The following is a 17184-nucleotide window of genomic DNA, read 5'->3' as shown; positions in this document are numbered from 1 at the left end:
TGAGGCGCGGCTGCTGCCGCTCTAGAACCGGTCGAGCAGGCGTTCGATATAGTCGAGCTCGTCCTGGGGACGTCCGGCCTCGGCGGCGCGCCGGCGCAGTTCTTCCAGAATGCTGCGTGCCCGCGCCCGCGCCATCTCGTCGGGGATTTCCACGCCGCTGCCATCGGCAAAGGCGCCTTCCGACGGACGTCCGAGCGGGTCACGTTCTTCCTGACCCTGGCCGGCCTCGCCCTGGGCATCCTGCATCCGCTCCAGCAGTTCCTGCGCCAATTGCTCGGCACCCGCGCGCAATCCCGCGAGGGCCTCTTCCTGTGCCTCCAGCGCCGCAGCGGCATCGCCTTCACCAAGCGCATCGGCGGCCGCGCGCATGGATTCCCCAGCCTGGGCGAGGGACTCGCTGCCGCCATCGGGCAGGGCCTGTTGCGCCTGGCCCAATTGCTGCGCCAGTTCGCCCTGCATGGCGCCGAGCGACTGGGCGCTGGCCCCGCCGCCATTCTGGTTCTCGGCCAGGCTCTGGGGCATATTGCCGTCCTGTTGGCCGGGCTGCCCGCCCGATTGCGGTGTTGATGGCCCGCTCGAGTCCTGCTCCTGGCCAAGCCCGAAGGTCTGGTCCTGCAGATCGCGCTGGCTGCCAATGACATCGCCGAGTTCCTCGAGCGCGTCCTGGATTGCCTGGTTGATCGGATCGTCCTGTTCGCCCTCACCGGAGCCCTGGCCCATCTGCATCTGCATATTGCGCAGTAATTCACTCAATTGCTGCAAGGCCTGGCGCGCATCGGCGGTATCGCCCAGCTCGGCAGCCTCACGCAGGGCATCGAGCATCGCCTGCAGCGACGAGGTGTCGAGCTCCTGCGCATTCGGGTCGGGGGTCTCGCCGCTGCGCGCGGCTTCGGCCGCCATCGCGGCCATGTAATTGTCCATCGCTTCCTGGAAAGCATCGAACAGGCCGGCCAGTTCGGTCTCGTCGGCGCCGCGGGCCAGCGCTTCCATCAGGGCGCGCTCGGCAGCACGCAAGGCGGCTTCGGCATCGGCCAGCGAGCCGAGCTCTGCGCGCAGCGCGATCTGCCACAAATCTTCCTGCAGGCCGTCCAGATCGTCCTGTTCGCGCGAGCGGCGCAGGCGCTGCACACTTGCCCGCAGGCCGAGATAGACAACGGCATCATCAAAGAAACGCGCCGGGGCGTCGGTGATGGCGTCCAGGGCGCGGGCGGCGATTTGCAGGCCTTCCGGCGCGCGCTCGATGCGGCGCTCGGGTTCATCGGCGAGATAGGCCATGCCTGGCGCGACATCCTCGGCATACAGGACCGGCCGCGCCGGCAGGGGTGCATAGGCCTGGCCGGCATTGAGGACAGTGCGGCGCTGTTCGGCGACGGCGCGTGCCAGGGCGTTGAGGAAAACGCGGTGCGGCAGGGTAATGCCGAGTTCGGGCGAGCGGCCGGTATTGCCGCCGGCATCCTCGACCGCGACCCGGATCGTCACCCGGCTTCCGGCCAGCGGATGGCGCGCGGTCTCGAGCAATGTGCGCACGCCGTTTTCAGTGTCGAGCGTGGTGATCCCGGCCGGTGTGATCTCGATGCGCTCCCAGGCGGCGTCGGGATCGGTCTCCGGGCGCAGTTCAAGCGCATAGGCGGTGGCGCCATAATCGTCGACGACGGAGAATTGCAGATCGAGCTCGCCGCTCGAATTGGCGTCCGGCACGGCGAGGAGCCGTACAACCGGTGCCCGGTCGGGAATCACATTCACCGTCCAGCTCTGCCGGGTTGAGCCTGCGGCGAGGCGGATATTGGCGTCGAGCGGCACGCTCAGCCGCGCATCCCAGACGCTGTCGCCGATCGTGCTGGCGGTGGCGCGTTCGGAACCGCTGGAATCGCGGCGCGTCAGGGCAGGCGGGCGGCGGCTGCCGGCAATGCGGGTGACGAAGGTCGATCCGGCAGGCACTTCCACCGTGCGGGTCTCGGCGCTGAGGAAGATCGGCGCGCGGCCGGTATAGGCGGGCGGGTCGATCCAGGCGTCAACGCTGACATCAAGCCCGCCGACCTGGATCGGGGTCAGGCTGAAAGCCTCGCCGAGACGGTCCTGCGCTGCGGGCCCGGCCATGAGCCAGGACACACACAGGGCCAGGGTCAGACTGCCGCGCAGGGCCCAGCGATCCTGCCGCGCCCAGGCGGCGCGGGGGCGGCGGGCATGGGCGCTTTCGAGCCGGCGCGCCATGCGGGCCTGGTGCTCATGCCAGACCTGCAATGCGACGGGGTCAGCCGTGGGCGGGGTGTCGAGCAGGGCTTCATGGGGCCGGGCAGCGATTCCGGAATCGTCTTCCACGCGCCGGGCGAGATCCTCGACCGTTGGCCAGGCAAAGCCGGCGAGTCCCTTGCGGGTGAGCCAGATCGCGGCTGCGAGGCTGGCGAGCGCATAGATCGCACGCCAGGGATCGCCGATGGTCTCCCACAGTCCCAGCAGGGCGAGCACGGCAAAGCTCGCTGCCCAGGCAAGGCCTGGCCAGACCACGGGCACAGCGCGCTCCCACATGAGAGCGCACCATGCGACGATCAGGGACCGACGGTGCATGGCGTAAATCTAGCACGCTGCGGCGCGCCGGATAGCGCGGCAAGCATTACGTTTTGTTGAAGTGAGGCGTCGGCGGCAATCGTGCTAGCGACCGGCACTGTCAGCCGCCGTGTCACCCGCTGCATCATCGGACTGCTCGGCGTCCTGCGGATGGCCCCACAGCGGTTCGGGACGTTCCAGATCGCCGCGCAGGCCGCAGGCCGACAGGCTGGCGGTGCCGAGGAGGATCAGGATCAGGCTGGACAGTCGTTTCATCAGGTTTTCCTTCATGCCGACAGGCGGGCTTTCCAGGCTTCGACCTGCTCGCGCACCCGCACGGGCGAGGTGCCGCCAAAGCTGGTGCGGCTTTGCATCGAGGCGCGGGCACTCAACACCGAATAGATGCGTTCGTCGAGGCCGGGCTCGACCGATTGCATGGTCTCCAGCGGCAATTGCGCCAGTGGCACGCCCGCCGCCTCGGCAAGGCGGACGATGGTGCCGGAGATATGGTGCGCGTCGCGGAAGGGCTTGCCCAGCTCGCGGACGACGAAATCGGCCAGGTCGGTGGCGTCGGAATAGGCTTCGCCGGCCGCTTCCTCCATCGCCTCGCCATAAAAGGTGAGATCGCCCGCCATGCCGGCCATCGCGGCGAGCGCCAGTTCCAGATCATCGACGGCCTGGAAGGCGGGTGCCTTGTCTTCCTGCAGGTCCTTGGAATAGGCCAGCGGCAGACCCTTCACCACGACGAGCAGTCCGGTCAGCGAACCGATAATGCGGCCCGGCTTGGCGCGCACCAGTTCAGCAGCGTCGGGATTGCGCTTTTGCGGCATGATCGAGGAGCCGGTCGACCAGGCGTCCGACAGGGTGGCAAAACCGAAACGGCGCGTGCACCACAGCACGATCTCCTCGGCGAAGCGCGACAGGTTGACGGCACAGATCGCCGCCGCCGCCATCACTTCCAGCGCGAAATCGCGCGCGGCAACACCGTCGAGCGAGTTGGCCATCGGGCGGTCAAAGCCGAGCGCCCTGGCGGTCATGTCACGGTCGATCGGAAATGCGGTGCCGGCGAGAGCGGCGCAGCCGAGCGGGCTTTCATTGAGGCGTTTGCGCGCATCGGCAAAGCGGCCGCGATCGCGCTGCGCCAGTTCGACATAGCTCAAGAGGTGATGCGCCAGCGAGACCGGCTGGGCGGTCTGCAAATGGGTAAAGCCGGGCATGACCTGGTCGATATGTTTTTCGGCCTGTTCGACAAGGGCGCGCTGATAGGCCTCGAGCCGGGCATCGATGCGGTCACAGGCGGCGCGCAGCCAGAGGCGGAAATCGGTCGCGACCTGGTCATTGCGCGAGCGCGCCGTGTGCAGGCGGCCGGCCGGTTCGCCGATAATGTCCTTCAGGCGGGATTCGACATTCATGTGCACGTCTTCAAGCGCGGCCGACCACGGGAAATCACCGGCGCGGATCTCTTCACGCACTTGTGTCAGCCCGCGCTTGATCTCGGCAGCATCGGCGCTTGAAATCACGCCGGTTGCGGCCAACATCTCGGCATGGGCAAGCGAGCCGGCGATATCTTCCTCGGCCATGCGCTGATCGATGTCGATCGAGGCATTGATCGCCTCCATCACAGCCGAAGGTCCGGCCGCGAAACGGCCGCCCCACATGGCGCTGGCACTGGAAGTTGGTGTCGTTTTGGTGTCGTCTGACATGGATGACCCGCCGATCAGGAGAATGAAATGCAAATAACGCCCATCAAAGCCGGTATCGCGACCATGCTCGTTATCGGACTGATCTGGCTTGTATACGTGTTCATCTCCGGCACGGGCAAGAGTGAAACCGGTACGCTGGACAGCTATGCACGCGGCGAGATGGGGGCTTTCGTCACGCTCGCCGATGCACCGGCACAACCGGCGATGGCCTATACCGACCCCGATGGTGGTGAGCATCATCTCTCCGATTATCGCGGCAAGGTGATCCTGCTCAATCTCTGGGCCACCTGGTGCGGTCCCTGTGTCGAGGAGATGCCGGCCCTCAACCGCCTGCAACAACAGTTCGGCGGCGAGGATTTCGATGTCGTGACCATCAGTTTCGACCGCGAGTTCGCACCGGTCACCGAATTCTTCGAGCGCGAGCAGATCGATAGCCTGCCGGCGCTGCGGGATGACAGCTTCACCAGCCACAATCTCGTCGGCGCGCTCGGCCTGCCGATGTCGATTCTCTATGATCGCCATGGCCGCGAGATCGGCCGCATGCCGGCTCCCGCCGACTGGGACAGCGAGGACGCGCACCGCCTGGTCCAGGCAGCGATCAATCGCGGCTAAAAAATTGGGCCGCCCCGAAGGACGGCCCAGTTCGTGTGTTTGGCGCGGAGGGATACCGGGCCGTGAGACTCATCCGGGGAGGAGAAGTTTCGCCGCTCTCACTAGGCGGCGGGCACGACGGATTGATGACAGCAGAGCGACGCTTTTGCGGCGTGTTCAGACAAAATGGGGCCCCGGTGGAAATCTCCGCCGGGGCCCCGTCATGTCAGGTCCGATGCGCCGGACTAGTAGGTGAAACGCACGCCGAACACCGTTGACCAGCCATATTCCTCAAGCTGTTCGAGGCGATCGATCCCGTCCGGCCGCGTCACGGCGCGATAGGGTTCGTCGGTGGCGTTCTTCAGGTCGGCGAAGATCTGCAGCGAGCCATTGAGATTGTACTTGGCTGACAGATCGAGCTGGGTGTGTTCCAGCACATAGCGGTCTTCGCCGGCATCGCCGCGGATTTCGTCGAGATATTCGCCGCGCGAGCTGAGCACGGCGCGCAGGTCCCAGGGACCGTGGTCATAGCCGAGCACCGCATTCCAGACCCAGTCGGACTGGTGTGGCAGCGGGATGACCCGGCCATCGGCCGTCGTCGCCTCGCTGTCCGTGCCGGTATAGTTGAAGCCGGCGATGAAGCCTTCGATCGGCAGGAAGTCCAGCGATTGCTGATAGTTGAACTCGAAGCCGCTGACATCGGCCGAGGGCAGGTTCACATAGGTCACTGCTTCATCGAAGAAGGTGCCATTGATCGTCGTGTCCTGGTACTGGATCTCGCCGATGAAATTGTCGAGGCTCTTCTGGAACACGCCGAAATAGACCACGGAGTCATTGTTCGGATACCATTCCAGCGACGCGTCGAAATTGTCGGCCTGGACCCGCTGGAGGTCCGGATTGCCGAACTCGCCTTCGACATCGTCATCATCATTCTGCTCGATATAGACGCGCGGAGCGTACTGGCCCGGATTGGGGCGCTGGATCGATTGGTAGAATGAGAAGCGGCCGATGATGTTCTCGCTCACTTCCCACCGCACCGAGACGCTTGGCAGCACATCGGTATAGTCGTCCGACGCCGTGGTCGGGGTGATGAAGAGCTCGTCATCCGCCAGCACCTGGCCATTCACGGTCGCGCCTTCCTCGGCGAAGAAGGTCTCATAACCGGCAGCCGAGGTTTCGGTCTGCTCGACGCGGACACCGCCGACAACGCGCAGGGCTCCGGCATCGATCCCGCCCATCAGATAGCCCGCCGTCACGTCTTCCTCGACGCGATAGCTGGCGCCGAGGCTGGCGATCAGGCTGTCGAATTCCTGATAGTCGAGGCTGGACCGGTTGGCGTCGAAAAAGTCACGCACGCCGGATGGCGAGGCAACCGGGCCAATTGCGGCCTGGCTATAATCGACCGTGTTGAGAACGTCGGCGAGGGTGAAATTGCCCTCGTCATAGATGTCGATATCCAGGGCGTATTTCTTGTCGCGGGTGCGGTAGCGGCCGCCGAACTGGAGATAGCTGGCATAACCGGCCAGCTGCAGGTCGCGACGGACATTGAAGGCGCCGGCATATTCGCGGTCCTGGGAGAGGCCTTCGGTGGCCTCAAAACCGTTATTCTCGTAATTGGCCGCATCGAACACCTGGGTCGTGGTCGCGCCGCCTTCATAGATCGGACGCGGGTGCAACGGATCGGAGATGTCGACGCCGAAGGCCTGTCCATCCTCGAACGTGTAGCGGAAATCGGTATCGAGACGGTTGGGCTCTGCTTCCTCGGCATAGACATAGGACAGCGACCAGTCGACGGTCGTATTGTCATTGAACCATTCGCCGCCAAAATCGGTGGCAAAGATCAGCTGGGTCTCGAGCCGGTCCTTGATGTCGCGGTCGATATCCATGTCCGAAGCGGTGAAAGCCGCCAGGTCGCCGCTGGAAACGGCGTCATTGTAATCGCCGTCCTCAAGCTTGATCTCGACGCGCGAGCGGTATTCCTGGTCGGAGAAGTCCGAGAAGGTCGTGCGCAGATAGAAGCTGAGATCATCGGCGTGTTGATAGTCCAGGTTCAGCGCGGCAGTGGTGCGTTCGCGGGTCACCTCGTAATTGCGCATCTCGATTTCGTTCGGGAAAGCGACGCTCTCGCCGGTTTCCCAGCCGCCATCGACTTCCAGGCTTTCCGAGCCGAAAACGCGTTGCTGGTAGGACAGCGAGGCGGCGACGCCGAGCCGGCCTTCCATGAAATTGTCGGCGAAATTCACCGAACCGCGCCAGCCGAACTCGTTTTCCAGATCGGAAAACAGGCCGGCGATGCGGCCCTGCAGCACCATGCTGTCGGTGTTGAGGCCGGATGTGGTCTCGATCTCGACATTGCCGCCAATGCTGTCGCCATCCATGTAGGGCAGGAGCGACTTGTTGATCACGACGCTGGAGAGCACGTCGGCGTCAATCACGTCGAGACCGACCTGGCGATCTTCCGCTTCCGGCGAGGTCAGGCGCACGCCATTGAGCGAGGTCGAGACCAGGTTCGGGTCGATGCCGCGGATCGAGACAAAGCGGCCTTCGCCCTGGTCGTTGAGTACGCTGACGCCGACGGCGCGGCGGGCGGCTTCGGCGACATTCTCGTCGGGGAACTGGCCGATGGCATCGGCGGAGAGCACGGTGACAAGCCCGTCATCGGCCCGCTGGCGCGACAGGGCGGAATTGATCGAGCCGCGCTGGCCCATGATCAGGATATTGTCGACATACGCGACATCATCGCCGAGCGTGATATTGCGCGAGGCTATTGCGTCGGCGCTGTCGAGACGGACGGTGAGTTCGCGCGCCTCGGTGCCGACATAGGCAATGCGAAGCGTGTATTCACCGGCGGCGAGGCCGGAGATCCGGTAGGTGCCGTCGCGGCCGACCGTGGCGGACTGCCCGGTTTCGACGACGCGGACGACGGCGCCGGCCAGACCAATGGTCTCGGAGGCGTCGGTGACGCGGCCGGCGATCGTGCCGGCCTGGGCTGCGCTGGCGGCAGCGAGTGCAAGCACGGAAACCGTGCCGAGCATGGCGATGGTGGTCTTCATGGGAGTTCCCCTCACATGGACTGACAACAGCCTTGCCCGGTCGGGCAAAGTGGCGGTTTCTATGCGTGGAGATCAGCAACATGGTGATGACGTTTCGGATTCACCTCCGTGTCGTTTCTGCGAGAATCTCGTGACAACGCGAAATATCGAAATGAATGTCACGGAAATGTCGCCCGGTGAGGGCTTGGCGACTTGTCTCTCGCGGGCTATCGCGCGGCGTCAGGGATGGGAGAGACACCGTGAAACACCTGTTGGGACTTCTGGTTGGCGCGAGCGCCCTGGCCGCTTGCAGCCCGGGCCTGCCGCCGATGGAGATCGAGGCTGCGCGCGAAACTGCCAGCGTCGCCGGGACCGGCGATGCCGCCGACGATCCGGCCGTCTGGGTCGCTGACAATCCCGCCGACAGCCTGATCTTCGGCACCGACAAGGATAATGGTGTCTATGTCTACACCATGACCGGCGAGGAGCATGCCTATCTGCCCGAAGGCCGGCTCAATAATGTTGATGTCCGTTACGGTTTTGACCTGGGCGACCGCGTGGTCGACATCGCGGCCGCCTCCGACCGGTCCAATGGCGGCATCGCCTTCTTCTTCATCGATCCGTCGACGCGCGACGTCTCCCATGTCGGGGCGGTGACGGTTGCAGATGTGACCGAGCCCTATGGTTTTTGCCTCTACCGGTCACCGCTCGACCAGGCGCTCTACGCCTTCCTCTCGGACAAGGAGCCGGGCACATTCGTCCAGTATGCGCTGGGCTGGGATGGCGCCATGGTCACCACGCAGGAAGTCCGCCGTGTCACGCTCGGTACGATCGCGGAAGGCTGCGTTGCCGATGACCGCACCGGCCTGCTCTACATGAATGAGGAAAATGTCGGCGTCTGGACCATGGGGGCCGAGCCTACGGATCCGGCCGAGCCGCAACAGATTGCGTCCACCGATGGCCGCGAGATCACGGCCGATGCGGAAGGCGCCGCCCTGCTGCCACAAGGCGAGACCGGCGGCTGGCTGGTCGTTTCAAGCCAGGGCGACAACACCTATGCCGTCTACGACCTGGAGAGCCATGCCTTTGTGACGCGCCTGCAGATTGTCGATGCGGCCATTGACGGGGTGACCCATACCGATGGTCTCGACATCTCCACCGCCAATCTCGGGCCGGACTTCCCGGCCGGTGTGCTGGTGGTTCAGGACGATGAGAATGATACGGGTGGGCAGAATTTCAAATTTGTTGATTTGCGGTCGGTGATGGCGGCGATTGAGGCGAGCGCCACCGCGGATTAGACAGTCGGGATGGCCCTGCTCGTCCCGATCGTCCTCGCCCTGATCCTGGTTTTCCTGGCCCTGCGCTATCGCTCGCGCGATGGCGGGCTGAAGGCCTGTCTGGGGCGTATCGAGCAATCCCTGGCCGATGCACAGGAGCACGGCGCCGCCAGGAAACTGGCCGGGGCCGATGCCGAAGCGCTGCGCGAGGCACCGGAGCATCTCTTTCGGCTGGTCATATCGGCGATGGAAGACGAGAGCCCCCGCACGCGCGTGCGCGCGCTCGCCGCGATCCGCGAATATCGCGAGTTCCGGGGCTGGAAAGTCTGATGGCCACCGATTGCCTTCGTTCCGGGGATAGCTAGTCTCGTCTCATGTCCCTGTTCGCTGTCAATCTGCTGCAATTCGCCTTGATCGGTGTCGCCGGTCTGGGAGTCGCGCTGACCGTGACCCGGCCGCGCCTGCGGGCGGTGTCGGCCTTGCTGGCCATGTCGGCGACCTGGATGGTTTTCAACTTCCTGGAAGAGACGTCGGGCTTTCGCGATATCTGGCTGGTGACCCCGGCCTTTCGCCTGGCCTATCCGCCCCTGGTCTATCTGGTCGTGCGCGGGGTGATGAGCGCCGGCCCGGCCCTGCGCTGGCGCGACTGGCCGCACGCCCTGCCATTCCTGGTCGCGCTGCCACTGACACCGCAGATCGAGCTGGTCGAACACGCGGCCCGGATCAGCCTGTTTGTCTATTCCGGCGCGGCGCTGCTGCTGGTCCGCCGCTTTCACCACGCGACCCGGGACATGCGCTCCGATGCGCACGCCATCCAGCTCAACTGGATGGTCGCGATGATTGCCTTTTATGTCATCGACGGCGTGTTCGACATCTTGCGGATGGATGCGCACTGGCTGCATGCCTACTGGCCCTGGCTGGGGACATCGTCGGCCTATGTCTTCCAGATCGCGGTGTCGCTGCTCTTCGTGTGTGTCCTGGTCGTGCTGGCCGTTCAGCATGCCCGCCTGTTTTCGGGCCTCGATGACCGGGTCCTGGAGGCCTGGGCCGAGGGGCGTGCCGCGTCGCGCCCATCCGATGACACCGCCCTGGCCAGCACGGCTGCGATCGCTGATTTCGAGCGTGTCGAGGCCGCTGTCCGCGATGAGGCGCTCTACACCGAACCCCGGCTGACACGGCAGGAGGTCGCGCTGGCCGCCGGCCTCACGGAACGCGCCGTGACCCTGGCCATCAAGTCGGCGACTGGGCGAAATTTCAACGACTATATCAACTCGCTCCGGATCGGGGATGTTTGCGCGATGATGCAGGCGGATGCCCGGACGGGGACGCGCCAGCGTGTGATCGATCTCGCCTTCACGGCCGGCTTCAGCTCCAAGTCCGTTTTCAACGCGGTGTTCAAGCGCGAGACCGGCCAGACACCATCCGCCTTCGCGGCCGCCATGGATGCCGCGCCGGCAGGTGCGAAATCCGGTCCGCCCGGCAGCTGACGCATTTGGCACGTCCGGAATCCGGATACTGGGCGACCCCACCCGGACGCCCGTGATCCTGTCATCCCGTCATCAATCGGGAGACAGACATGTTTCGGTTTTTCATGGCCCTCGGGCTTCTCGTCAGCGCCGTCGCCGCGATCCTCGTCGTTTGGGCGCACCAATTACCGGGGGTGATGCGCCCGGATCACGACGCGCCGCGATCCTATCTGATCACCAATGCAGGCCTGCTCGACCCCGCGACCGGCAGTGTGCAGGTGAATGGGCACGTCCTGGTCATCGACGGGCGGATTGCGCGCACCGGGACCGGTGCCTTGCCGGCCTGGCCCGACGGCGTCGAGACAATCGATGCGGGAGGGCGCGTCCTGATGCCGGGGCTGATTGATATGCATGTCCATGTCTTTGACGAGACGGATCTGGCGGCGGGCCTCGCCCGCGGCGTCACGACGGTGCGCAATATGGGCGGCTTTCCCTTCCACCTGCCGCTGGCTGCGCGCATCGAGCGGGGCGAGATCCTGGGGCCGCGCCTGTTGACCACCGGTCCGATCCTCAATGAGGTCGGCGGCCGCAATGGCAATCTCCTGCACGAGGCGGTCGAGGGGGCAGACGAGGCGCGGGCCAGCGTGCGCCGGCAGTATGCGGCCGGCTTTCGCGATCTCAAGCTCTACTCGAACCTGTCCCGGGAAAGCTTCGCCGCGATCCGCGACGAGGCGGCCGGTCTGGGCATGACGATGAGCGGGCACCCGGTCGAGGGCACCGAGGCCGACCCGGTCGATTTCGCGGTCTCGCTGGATGCCGGTTTCCGGACGCTCGAACACACCGAGTCGATCGTCTGGCATGCGTTGAATGATGAGACGGACCCGGAGGGGGTGCGCCAGCTTGCCCGGCAGATCGCCGCCTCCGGCATGTTGATCGACCCGACCCTGGTCGTGCACGAAAACCTGGCTCGGATCGTCGAGACCGGCGGGGCTCATATCAGCCGCCCCGCCATGGCGAGCTACAACCCGGTGGTTGCCGGGTTTGAGCAGGAGAATTTCGAGTTCTGGTCGCACTATCCGCATGATGACCGCTCGAGCATGCAGGCCTTCTATGTCGAGGTGACCGCCGCCCTGCACGCGGCCGGTGTCCGCCTGACGGTCGGGACGGATTCCGGGGTCATGGCGACGCCGCACGGCGTCTCGACCGTGCGTGAAATGGAGTTGCTGGTCGATGCCGGCCTGACGGCGTCCGAGGCGATCCGCGCCGCGACGCTGAACGGGGCCGAGGCGCTGGGGCTGGACGGGCAGATCGGTTGCCTGGCAGCGGGCTGCGCCGCCGACCTCATCCTGGTCGCTGGCGATCCGACGCAGGACATTGCCTGGCTCTACCAGGTCGATGCGGTGATGCGCGACGGGCGCTGGCTTGACCGCGACACGCTGGCGGGCCTCGAAGAGGCGGGCCATCATCCCTCATCGCTGCGCACCTGGTGGCGCCTGGGGCAGCACCTGCGGGCGATCGGCTGACGGCCATTCGCCACGAAAAAGGCCCGGCTGAACCAGCCGGGCCTTGTCCGTTTCGATGCGAAGCCGCTCTAGCCCAGTGCCGCGTCCAGTTCGGGCAGGGCCACGAACAGGTCTGCAACGAGGCCGTAATCGGCGACCTGGAAGATCGGGGCTTCCTCGTCCTTGTTGATGGCAACAATGACCTTGGAATCCTTCATGCCGGCGAGATGCTGGATGGCGCCGGAAATGCCGACCGCGATATAGAGGTCAGGCGCGACGATCTTGCCGGTCTGGCCGACCTGGTAATCATTCGGCACGAAGCCGGCATCGACCGCAGCGCGCGAGGCACCGACGGCGGCGCCGAGCTTGTCGGCGATCGAATCCAGCAGGTGGAAATTATCACCCGACTGCATGCCGCGGCCGCCGGAGATGACGATCTTGGCAGCGGTCAGTTCCGGGCGGTCCGACTTGGACATTTCTTCGGAAACGAATTCCGATTTGAACGGGCCCGACGAGGCGGCCATATTGTCCTGGGCCGCCGAACCACCATCGCCGGCCTTGGCGAAATTGGTCGGGCGCACGGTGATGACCTTCTTGGCGTCGGATGATTTGACCGTCATCAGCGCGTTGCCGGCATAGACCGGGCGCACGAAGGTGTCGGGGCTGACGACCTCGATGATTTCGGAAATCTGCATCACATCGAGATGGGCGGCGATGCGGGGCATGAAATTCTTGCCCGTCGTTGTCGCAGCCGCGAGCACGGCGTCATAATCGGCCATCATCGGTGTGATCAGCGCGTCCAGCGCCTCGGCGGTCGGCTTGGTGAAGACATCGGCCTCGGCGTGGATCACCTTGGCGACGCCATCGACCTTGGCCGCTTCATCAGCGACGGCCTGGGCGCCGGAACCGGCGACGAGGATATGGATATCCCCGCCCAGCGCCTTGGCGGCGGTGACAACGGCGCGGGTGGCGTCGTTGAGTTCTTTATTGTCGTGCTCGGCAAAAACGAGAACAGCCATATCAGATCACTCCCGCTTCGTTTTTCAGCTTGTCGACCAGTTGCGCGACGGATTCGACCTTGATGCCGGCCTCGCGCTTCTTTGGTTCGGTCACCTTGACCACAGCCAGGCGCGGCGCGAAATCGACGCCGTAATCGGCCGGGGTCTTCATGTCGATCGGCTTGCGCTTGGCCTTCATGATGTTCGGCAAGGATGCATAGCGCGGCTCGTTGAGGCGCAGATCGGTGGTGATGATCGCCGGCAATTGCAGCTTCACCGTCTGCAGGCCGCCATCGATCTCGCGCGTGACGCTGGCAGCGCCATCGGCGACGTCGACGACCGAGGCGAAGGTGCCTTGCGGCCAGTCGAGCAGGGCGGCGAGCATCTGGCCGGTCTGATTGCTGTCATCATCGATCGCCTGCTTGCCGAGGATCACCAGTTCTGGCGATTCTTCTGCGACGACGGCTTTCAGCGCCTTGGCGACGCCGAGCGGTTCGACGGTCTCGTCGGTCTGGATCAGGATGCCGCGATCAGCGCCCATGGCCAGCGCGGTGCGGATCGTTTCCTGCGCCTGGGTCGGTCCGACCGAGACAACGACGATTTCCGTCGCGATTCCCTTTTCCTTGAGACGGATCGCTTCTTCGACCGCAATCTCGCAGAACGGGTTCATGGACATTTTGACGTTGGCGAGGTCGACACCTGTTTGATCAGGCTTCACGCGGACCTTCACGTTGTAATCAACGACCCGTTTGATGGGGACGAGAATCTTCATGCCGGTGCTCCGAATTTGGACGCGCACGGGGGAGCGCGCACCTTGAAAGGACAGGCGCCGAACCTGCCTATGCCTGCGCTCTAAGTCAATGTGACACGCGGGCTGACGTGCGCGTCAAATGTCAGCAGGTCTCAATCCCTCATCCAGCGGGAGACCGGTCCGCCCGGCGCGACCGAAAAACGCCACAGGGCGTAGAGCAGGGCCGAGACGCAGGCGCAGAGCGTCAGCATGGCCGGGATGAACCAGCCGCCGAGCACTTCGGTGGCGCCTTCCTGCGCTCCGTAGGACAGGGACCAGTCGCCCTGGCCGTGGTGCCACAGGCCGACACCTTGCGGGGTGAACACCTCCATCACCGTCATGTGGAGAAAGACGAGCACAAATATCCCGGCAACCCCGAGCGCGAGGATGGAGCCATAGTGCAGCACGATCGCCACGGGCTGACGCCAGACCGGTGGTGCGGCGGGCAAATCGCCATAGCTGGCGATCGCTGCTTGCAGGCGCGTCAGCTCGTCGCCTTCGCTCAAGGCCTCCATCGCGTCGCGGATATGGGTAGCGGCTTCGGCGCTGATGTCAGCGCGGTCGGCGGCGTCGATCTCGCGATTGGCCCGGTCGAGACGGCGCTGGAAGTTCTGCCACAGGCGGCGGGCCTCAGGCGTGGAGAGTGTGAGAGCTCCGGTCATGACGTCACCTCCTGCGCATCCAGCGCTTCGCCCATTGCCGCCCAGATCGACTTCATGTCCTTGAGCACGTCGGCACCGAAGGGCGTTGTTGTGTAGTATTTGCGCGGCGCACCGCTGTCCTCGGCCACCCATTCGGCGGTGACCAGACCGTCATTCTTCATCCGCGTCAGCACCGGATAGACCGTGCCTTCGGCGAGGTTTTCGAAGCCGGGCACCTGCTTCAGGCTGGCGACGACCTGGTAGCCATAGGCGCGGCCGGCCTGCAGGCGGGCCAGCAGCAACATCTCGAAATATCCCTTGCGGGCCTGGGAAATCCAGCGTTCGAGCACGCCTGCCTTGTCAGTCTTGTCCGCCATGAATGTCTCGCCGTTTTGAAGCAGCCATTGGTATCCCTTGTATTATGTTATGGCAAGATATATAGCAATGCATAGTAGTTGCTATAGCCAAGGAATTTGCCGATGCGCACGCTCAACCTCGTCCGACTTGCCGCCGTCCTGGCGGCGCTGGGCTGGATGTCTTTCATTGCTGCAGACTGGCGCCCGTTCACCGGGATTGCTGCCGATGCGCCGCCGGAGGAAATGGCGGCCCGGCTCGACGATGTGCTTGACCGGGCGATGCAGCGCTATTCGATCGCCGGTGTTGCCGCCGGTGCGCTGCGTGATGGCGAGGTGATCTGGTCGGCACGGCGCGGCGAGGCGCAGGCCAATGGTTCACCCGTCACCGGCGAGACCGCCTTCAATCTCGGCTCGATCTCGAAGCCCGTCACGGTCTGGGCCGTGCTGGCCCTGGCCCGAGATGGCCGCATTGATCTGGACGCGCCAATCCAGCCCTATCTGGCCCGCTTCTCCCTGCCCGAGAGCGAATTCGACGTCAGCGGTGTCACCGTGCGCCGCCTGCTGCAGCATGTCGCCGGCATCAATGTCCACGGCTATGGCGGCTACAGCCCGGAAGAGGACCAGCCGGCCGATATCGTCGAACTGTCACAGACCTATGAGCCGCTCCAGCTGGTGCGCGAACCGGGCACGGATCCCAGCTATTCCGGCGGCGGCTATGTCTTGTTGCAGATGATGGTCGAGGATGTGACCGGGCAGACATTCGACGCCTATGTGCGCGACCAGGTCTTCGCCCCGCTGGGCATGGATCATAGCGGCTTCGTTGAGGCCGAGCTTCCGACCCGTTCGGCAGCGTTCAATTACTATCGCCGCGAGATCACCGATCTGCGCGATGTCGCGCTGGCGGCGGCCGGCGTCTATATGTCAGGCGATGACATGGAGGCTTTCCTGCGCGCGCATCTTGATGGCGGCGGTGTGCTGCCAATGTCCTGGCTCGACCAGGCCTTCGCACCGTCCGAGGGTACGCCGGGCATCGGCATGAGCTATACGCGCCTGGAGACACCACGCGGCCTGCTGATCGGGCATGGCGGCAATAATTCCAGCTGGAATGCCCGGATCTATATCCGTCCGGAAACCGGGGACGGCTTCTATTTCATGACCAATGCAACCTCGGGCGCCCAGCTCGATTTCGATCTCAGCTGCGCCTGGCTGTCGGCCGCACGCGAGATGCCGGTCGAGCAGGTCTGCGATGAGGCCTATGAACTGACGCACCAGATCAGTCTGGCCGCGGGACTCGCCGGTCTGCTGGCAATCCTGGCCGCCTACTGGTTGTTTGCAGGTCTTGCGGCGGGGCGGCGTCGCTTCGCCTGCCCGCCTCGGGCGCGTGGCCCGATTGTGCTGACGGTGCGGCTATTGCTGTGCGTGGTGTCCGCGATAGGAGCCGGTATTGCGGTCTGGATTTTTTACACCAATTCGGTGATGTGGCGCACCGAGGTGATCCTGATCGACGAGATGCCGGTCGATGAATTCGAGCAGCTCCTGCCGGCGGTCCTCGCCGTGCTCATCCTTCTGGCCCTGAGCCTGTGGTCGAGCCCGCCGAAGCGGGCCGTCAGGCCGGCGCCAGCGGTGGCGCAACAGGTCTAGTATCGAACCGATGCTGCAGGTTGCCCCTGCAGCATCGGTCTCGAGGGCCTATTCGGCCGCGGCCGGCTCGGTCACTTCTGTCGATATGAAGAGCTGGATCTCATCGGAGACGTAAGGCACGGCAAAACCCATATCCCAGTCCGAGCGGAGCAATGAACCGGTGGCGGTGAAGCCGAGCTTGGAGCGCCCGTCCTGGGTCTCGCCGGACTTGTTCAGGGTCACGTCGAGGGAGACTGGATGCGTCTGGCCATTCATCGTCAGATTGCCGGTCATCACGCCGGTCTCGCCATCTTCGGTCTCAAAGCTTGTGCCGACGAAATGCGCGGTCGGGGTGACGGCGGTGTCGAAGAAGTCACCGGAATTGAGGTGGGTGATGAAGCGCTCGTGATGCGCGCCGACCCACATGCCGCTGACCAGGTTGAAGGTGATGTCGACTGTGGAATTGGCAGGGGTTTCCAGATCCAGATCCAGCGTCCCTGCGAAATCGGTGAATTGCAGCGATTGCCGCGAATAACCCTGGTGCTCCCAGCTGGCGCTGACCTCGGTATGGGTGAGGTCGAACTCATAGGCGACGGGCTCGGCCATGGCGCTGGAAAAGGCCAGCAGGACGGCAGGGGCGGCGGCAAGGAAAGGGCGGATCATG

Annotated in this window: 15 protein-coding genes; 6 read left to right on the top strand and 9 right to left on the bottom strand. The window is 64.6% G+C overall.

Annotated elements, in window-relative coordinates; genetic code table 11:
• Positions 1–21: 21 nt before the first annotated feature.
• The 3 genes from ACN0YL_RS02585 to argH form a co-directional block, all read right to left on the bottom strand.
• Entirely contained in the window at positions 22–2565 is a 2544-nt protein-coding gene (locus ACN0YL_RS02585) for a DUF4175 domain-containing protein (RefSeq protein WP_417496923.1), read from the bottom strand.
• 84 nt (positions 2566–2649) lie between these two features.
• Positions 2650–2820 carry an LPS translocon maturation chaperone LptM gene (gene lptM, locus ACN0YL_RS02580; RefSeq protein WP_417496922.1) on the bottom strand — a complete coding sequence of 57 codons (171 nt, stop codon included), beginning with the start codon at positions 2818–2820 and terminating at the stop codon, positions 2650–2652.
• A gap of 11 nt (positions 2821–2831) precedes the next feature.
• Positions 2832–4247 carry an argininosuccinate lyase gene (argH, locus tag ACN0YL_RS02575; protein ID WP_417496921.1) on the bottom strand — a complete coding sequence of 472 codons (1416 nt, stop codon included), beginning with the start codon at positions 4245–4247 and terminating at the stop codon, positions 2832–2834.
• A 27-nt stretch (positions 4248–4274) separates the two neighbouring features.
• Here argH and ACN0YL_RS02570 point away from each other — a divergent pair, with 27 nt between their 5' ends.
• A complete protein-coding gene (locus ACN0YL_RS02570) occupies positions 4275–4859 on the top strand; it encodes a TlpA family protein disulfide reductase (protein WP_417467206.1) in 585 nt (194 codons plus the stop codon).
• 224 nt (positions 4860–5083) lie between these two features.
• Here the strand turns inward: ACN0YL_RS02570 and ACN0YL_RS02565 are convergent, their stop codons facing one another.
• Complete coding sequence (locus tag ACN0YL_RS02565; RefSeq protein ID WP_417496920.1) at positions 5084–7891, bottom strand: TonB-dependent receptor; 2808 nt, start codon at positions 7889–7891, stop codon at positions 5084–5086.
• A gap of 239 nt (positions 7892–8130) precedes the next feature.
• Here ACN0YL_RS02565 and ACN0YL_RS02560 point away from each other — a divergent pair, with 239 nt between their 5' ends.
• The 4 genes from ACN0YL_RS02560 (at position 8131) to ACN0YL_RS02545 (ending at position 12136) form a co-directional block, all read left to right on the top strand.
• Entirely contained in the window at positions 8131–9168 is a 1038-nt protein-coding gene (locus ACN0YL_RS02560) for a phytase (protein WP_417496919.1), read from the top strand.
• 9 nt (positions 9169–9177) lie between these two features.
• Positions 9178–9477, top strand: coding sequence for a hypothetical protein (locus ACN0YL_RS02555; RefSeq protein WP_417496918.1), 300 nt, complete (start codon positions 9178–9180; stop codon positions 9475–9477).
• 44 nt (positions 9478–9521) lie between these two features.
• On the top strand, positions 9522–10634 hold the full coding sequence (locus ACN0YL_RS02550; RefSeq protein ID WP_417496917.1) for a helix-turn-helix domain-containing protein: 1113 nt from the start codon (positions 9522–9524) through the stop codon (positions 10632–10634).
• Positions 10635–10723: 89 nt separating this feature from the next.
• Complete coding sequence (locus ACN0YL_RS02545; protein ID WP_417496916.1) at positions 10724–12136, top strand: amidohydrolase family protein; 1413 nt, start codon at positions 10724–10726, stop codon at positions 12134–12136.
• 68 nt (positions 12137–12204) lie between these two features.
• Here ACN0YL_RS02545 and ACN0YL_RS02540 read toward each other — a convergent pair whose 3' ends face one another.
• From ACN0YL_RS02540 to ACN0YL_RS02525, 4 genes are all read right to left on the bottom strand, one after another.
• Positions 12205–13134 carry an electron transfer flavoprotein subunit alpha/FixB family protein gene (locus ACN0YL_RS02540; protein WP_417496915.1) on the bottom strand — a complete coding sequence of 310 codons (930 nt, stop codon included), beginning with the start codon at positions 13132–13134 and terminating at the stop codon, positions 12205–12207.
• 1 nt (position 13135) lies between these two features.
• Positions 13136–13885 carry an electron transfer flavoprotein subunit beta/FixA family protein gene (locus ACN0YL_RS02535; protein ID WP_417496914.1) on the bottom strand — a complete coding sequence of 250 codons (750 nt, stop codon included), beginning with the start codon at positions 13883–13885 and terminating at the stop codon, positions 13136–13138.
• Positions 13886–14016: 131 nt separating this feature from the next.
• On the bottom strand, positions 14017–14565 hold the full coding sequence (locus ACN0YL_RS02530) for a hypothetical protein (protein ID WP_417496913.1): 549 nt from the start codon (positions 14563–14565) through the stop codon (positions 14017–14019).
• Positions 14562–14921 (bottom strand): PadR family transcriptional regulator, encoded by a 360-nt coding sequence (locus ACN0YL_RS02525; protein WP_417490703.1) that lies wholly within the window; start codon positions 14919–14921, stop codon positions 14562–14564. Before ACN0YL_RS02525 ends, ACN0YL_RS02530 begins: the two co-directional genes overlap by 4 nt.
• A gap of 102 nt (positions 14922–15023) precedes the next feature.
• On the opposite strand from ACN0YL_RS02525, the gene ACN0YL_RS02520 reads away from it, so the two are divergent.
• Positions 15024–16541, top strand: coding sequence for a serine hydrolase domain-containing protein (locus tag ACN0YL_RS02520; RefSeq protein WP_417490704.1), 1518 nt, complete (start codon positions 15024–15026; stop codon positions 16539–16541).
• A 48-nt stretch (positions 16542–16589) separates the two neighbouring features.
• Here the strand turns inward: ACN0YL_RS02520 and ACN0YL_RS02515 are convergent, their stop codons facing one another.
• Positions 16590–17183, bottom strand: coding sequence for a YceI family protein (locus ACN0YL_RS02515; RefSeq protein ID WP_417496912.1), 594 nt, complete (start codon positions 17181–17183; stop codon positions 16590–16592).
• Between the last annotated feature and the right edge of the window lies 1 nt (position 17184).

The organism is Maricaulis sp. (genome assembly GCF_048269565.1).
GTDB lineage: Bacteria > Pseudomonadota > Alphaproteobacteria > Caulobacterales > Maricaulaceae > Maricaulis.
The sequence above is the reverse complement of the archived record's forward strand: the minus strand, read 5'-3'. Positions and strand labels throughout refer to the sequence as shown.

What these genes read in the sequence shown, in the direction of transcription:
- ACN0YL_RS02585 (WP_417496923.1), bottom strand. Translation starts at nt 2,565, where the DNA reads ATGCACCGTCGGTCCCTGATCGTCGCATGGTGCGCTCTCATGTGGGAG.
- lptM (WP_417496922.1), bottom strand. Translation starts at nt 2,820, where the DNA reads ATGAAACGACTGTCCAGCCTGATCCTGATCCTCCTCGGCACCGCCAGC.
- argH (WP_417496921.1), bottom strand. Translation starts at nt 4,247, where the DNA reads ATGTCAGACGACACCAAAACGACACCAACTTCCAGTGCCAGCGCCATG.
- ACN0YL_RS02570 (WP_417467206.1), top strand. Translation starts at nt 4,275, where the DNA reads ATGCAAATAACGCCCATCAAAGCCGGTATCGCGACCATGCTCGTTATC.
- ACN0YL_RS02565 (WP_417496920.1), bottom strand. Translation starts at nt 7,891, where the DNA reads ATGAAGACCACCATCGCCATGCTCGGCACGGTTTCCGTGCTTGCACTC.
- ACN0YL_RS02555 (WP_417496918.1), top strand. Translation starts at nt 9,178, where the DNA reads ATGGCCCTGCTCGTCCCGATCGTCCTCGCCCTGATCCTGGTTTTCCTG.
- ACN0YL_RS02550 (WP_417496917.1), top strand. Translation starts at nt 9,522, where the DNA reads ATGTCCCTGTTCGCTGTCAATCTGCTGCAATTCGCCTTGATCGGTGTC.
- ACN0YL_RS02545 (WP_417496916.1), top strand. Translation starts at nt 10,724, where the DNA reads ATGTTTCGGTTTTTCATGGCCCTCGGGCTTCTCGTCAGCGCCGTCGCC.
- ACN0YL_RS02540 (WP_417496915.1), bottom strand. Translation starts at nt 13,134, where the DNA reads ATGGCTGTTCTCGTTTTTGCCGAGCACGACAATAAAGAACTCAACGAC.
- ACN0YL_RS02535 (WP_417496914.1), bottom strand. Translation starts at nt 13,885, where the DNA reads ATGAAGATTCTCGTCCCCATCAAACGGGTCGTTGATTACAACGTGAAG.
- ACN0YL_RS02530 (WP_417496913.1), bottom strand. Translation starts at nt 14,565, where the DNA reads ATGACCGGAGCTCTCACACTCTCCACGCCTGAGGCCCGCCGCCTGTGG.
- ACN0YL_RS02525 (WP_417490703.1), bottom strand. Translation starts at nt 14,921, where the DNA reads ATGGCGGACAAGACTGACAAGGCAGGCGTGCTCGAACGCTGGATTTCC.
- ACN0YL_RS02520 (WP_417490704.1), top strand. Translation starts at nt 15,024, where the DNA reads ATGCGCACGCTCAACCTCGTCCGACTTGCCGCCGTCCTGGCGGCGCTG.
- ACN0YL_RS02515 (WP_417496912.1), bottom strand. Translation starts at nt 17,183, where the DNA reads ATGATCCGCCCTTTCCTTGCCGCCGCCCCTGCCGTCCTGCTGGCCTTT.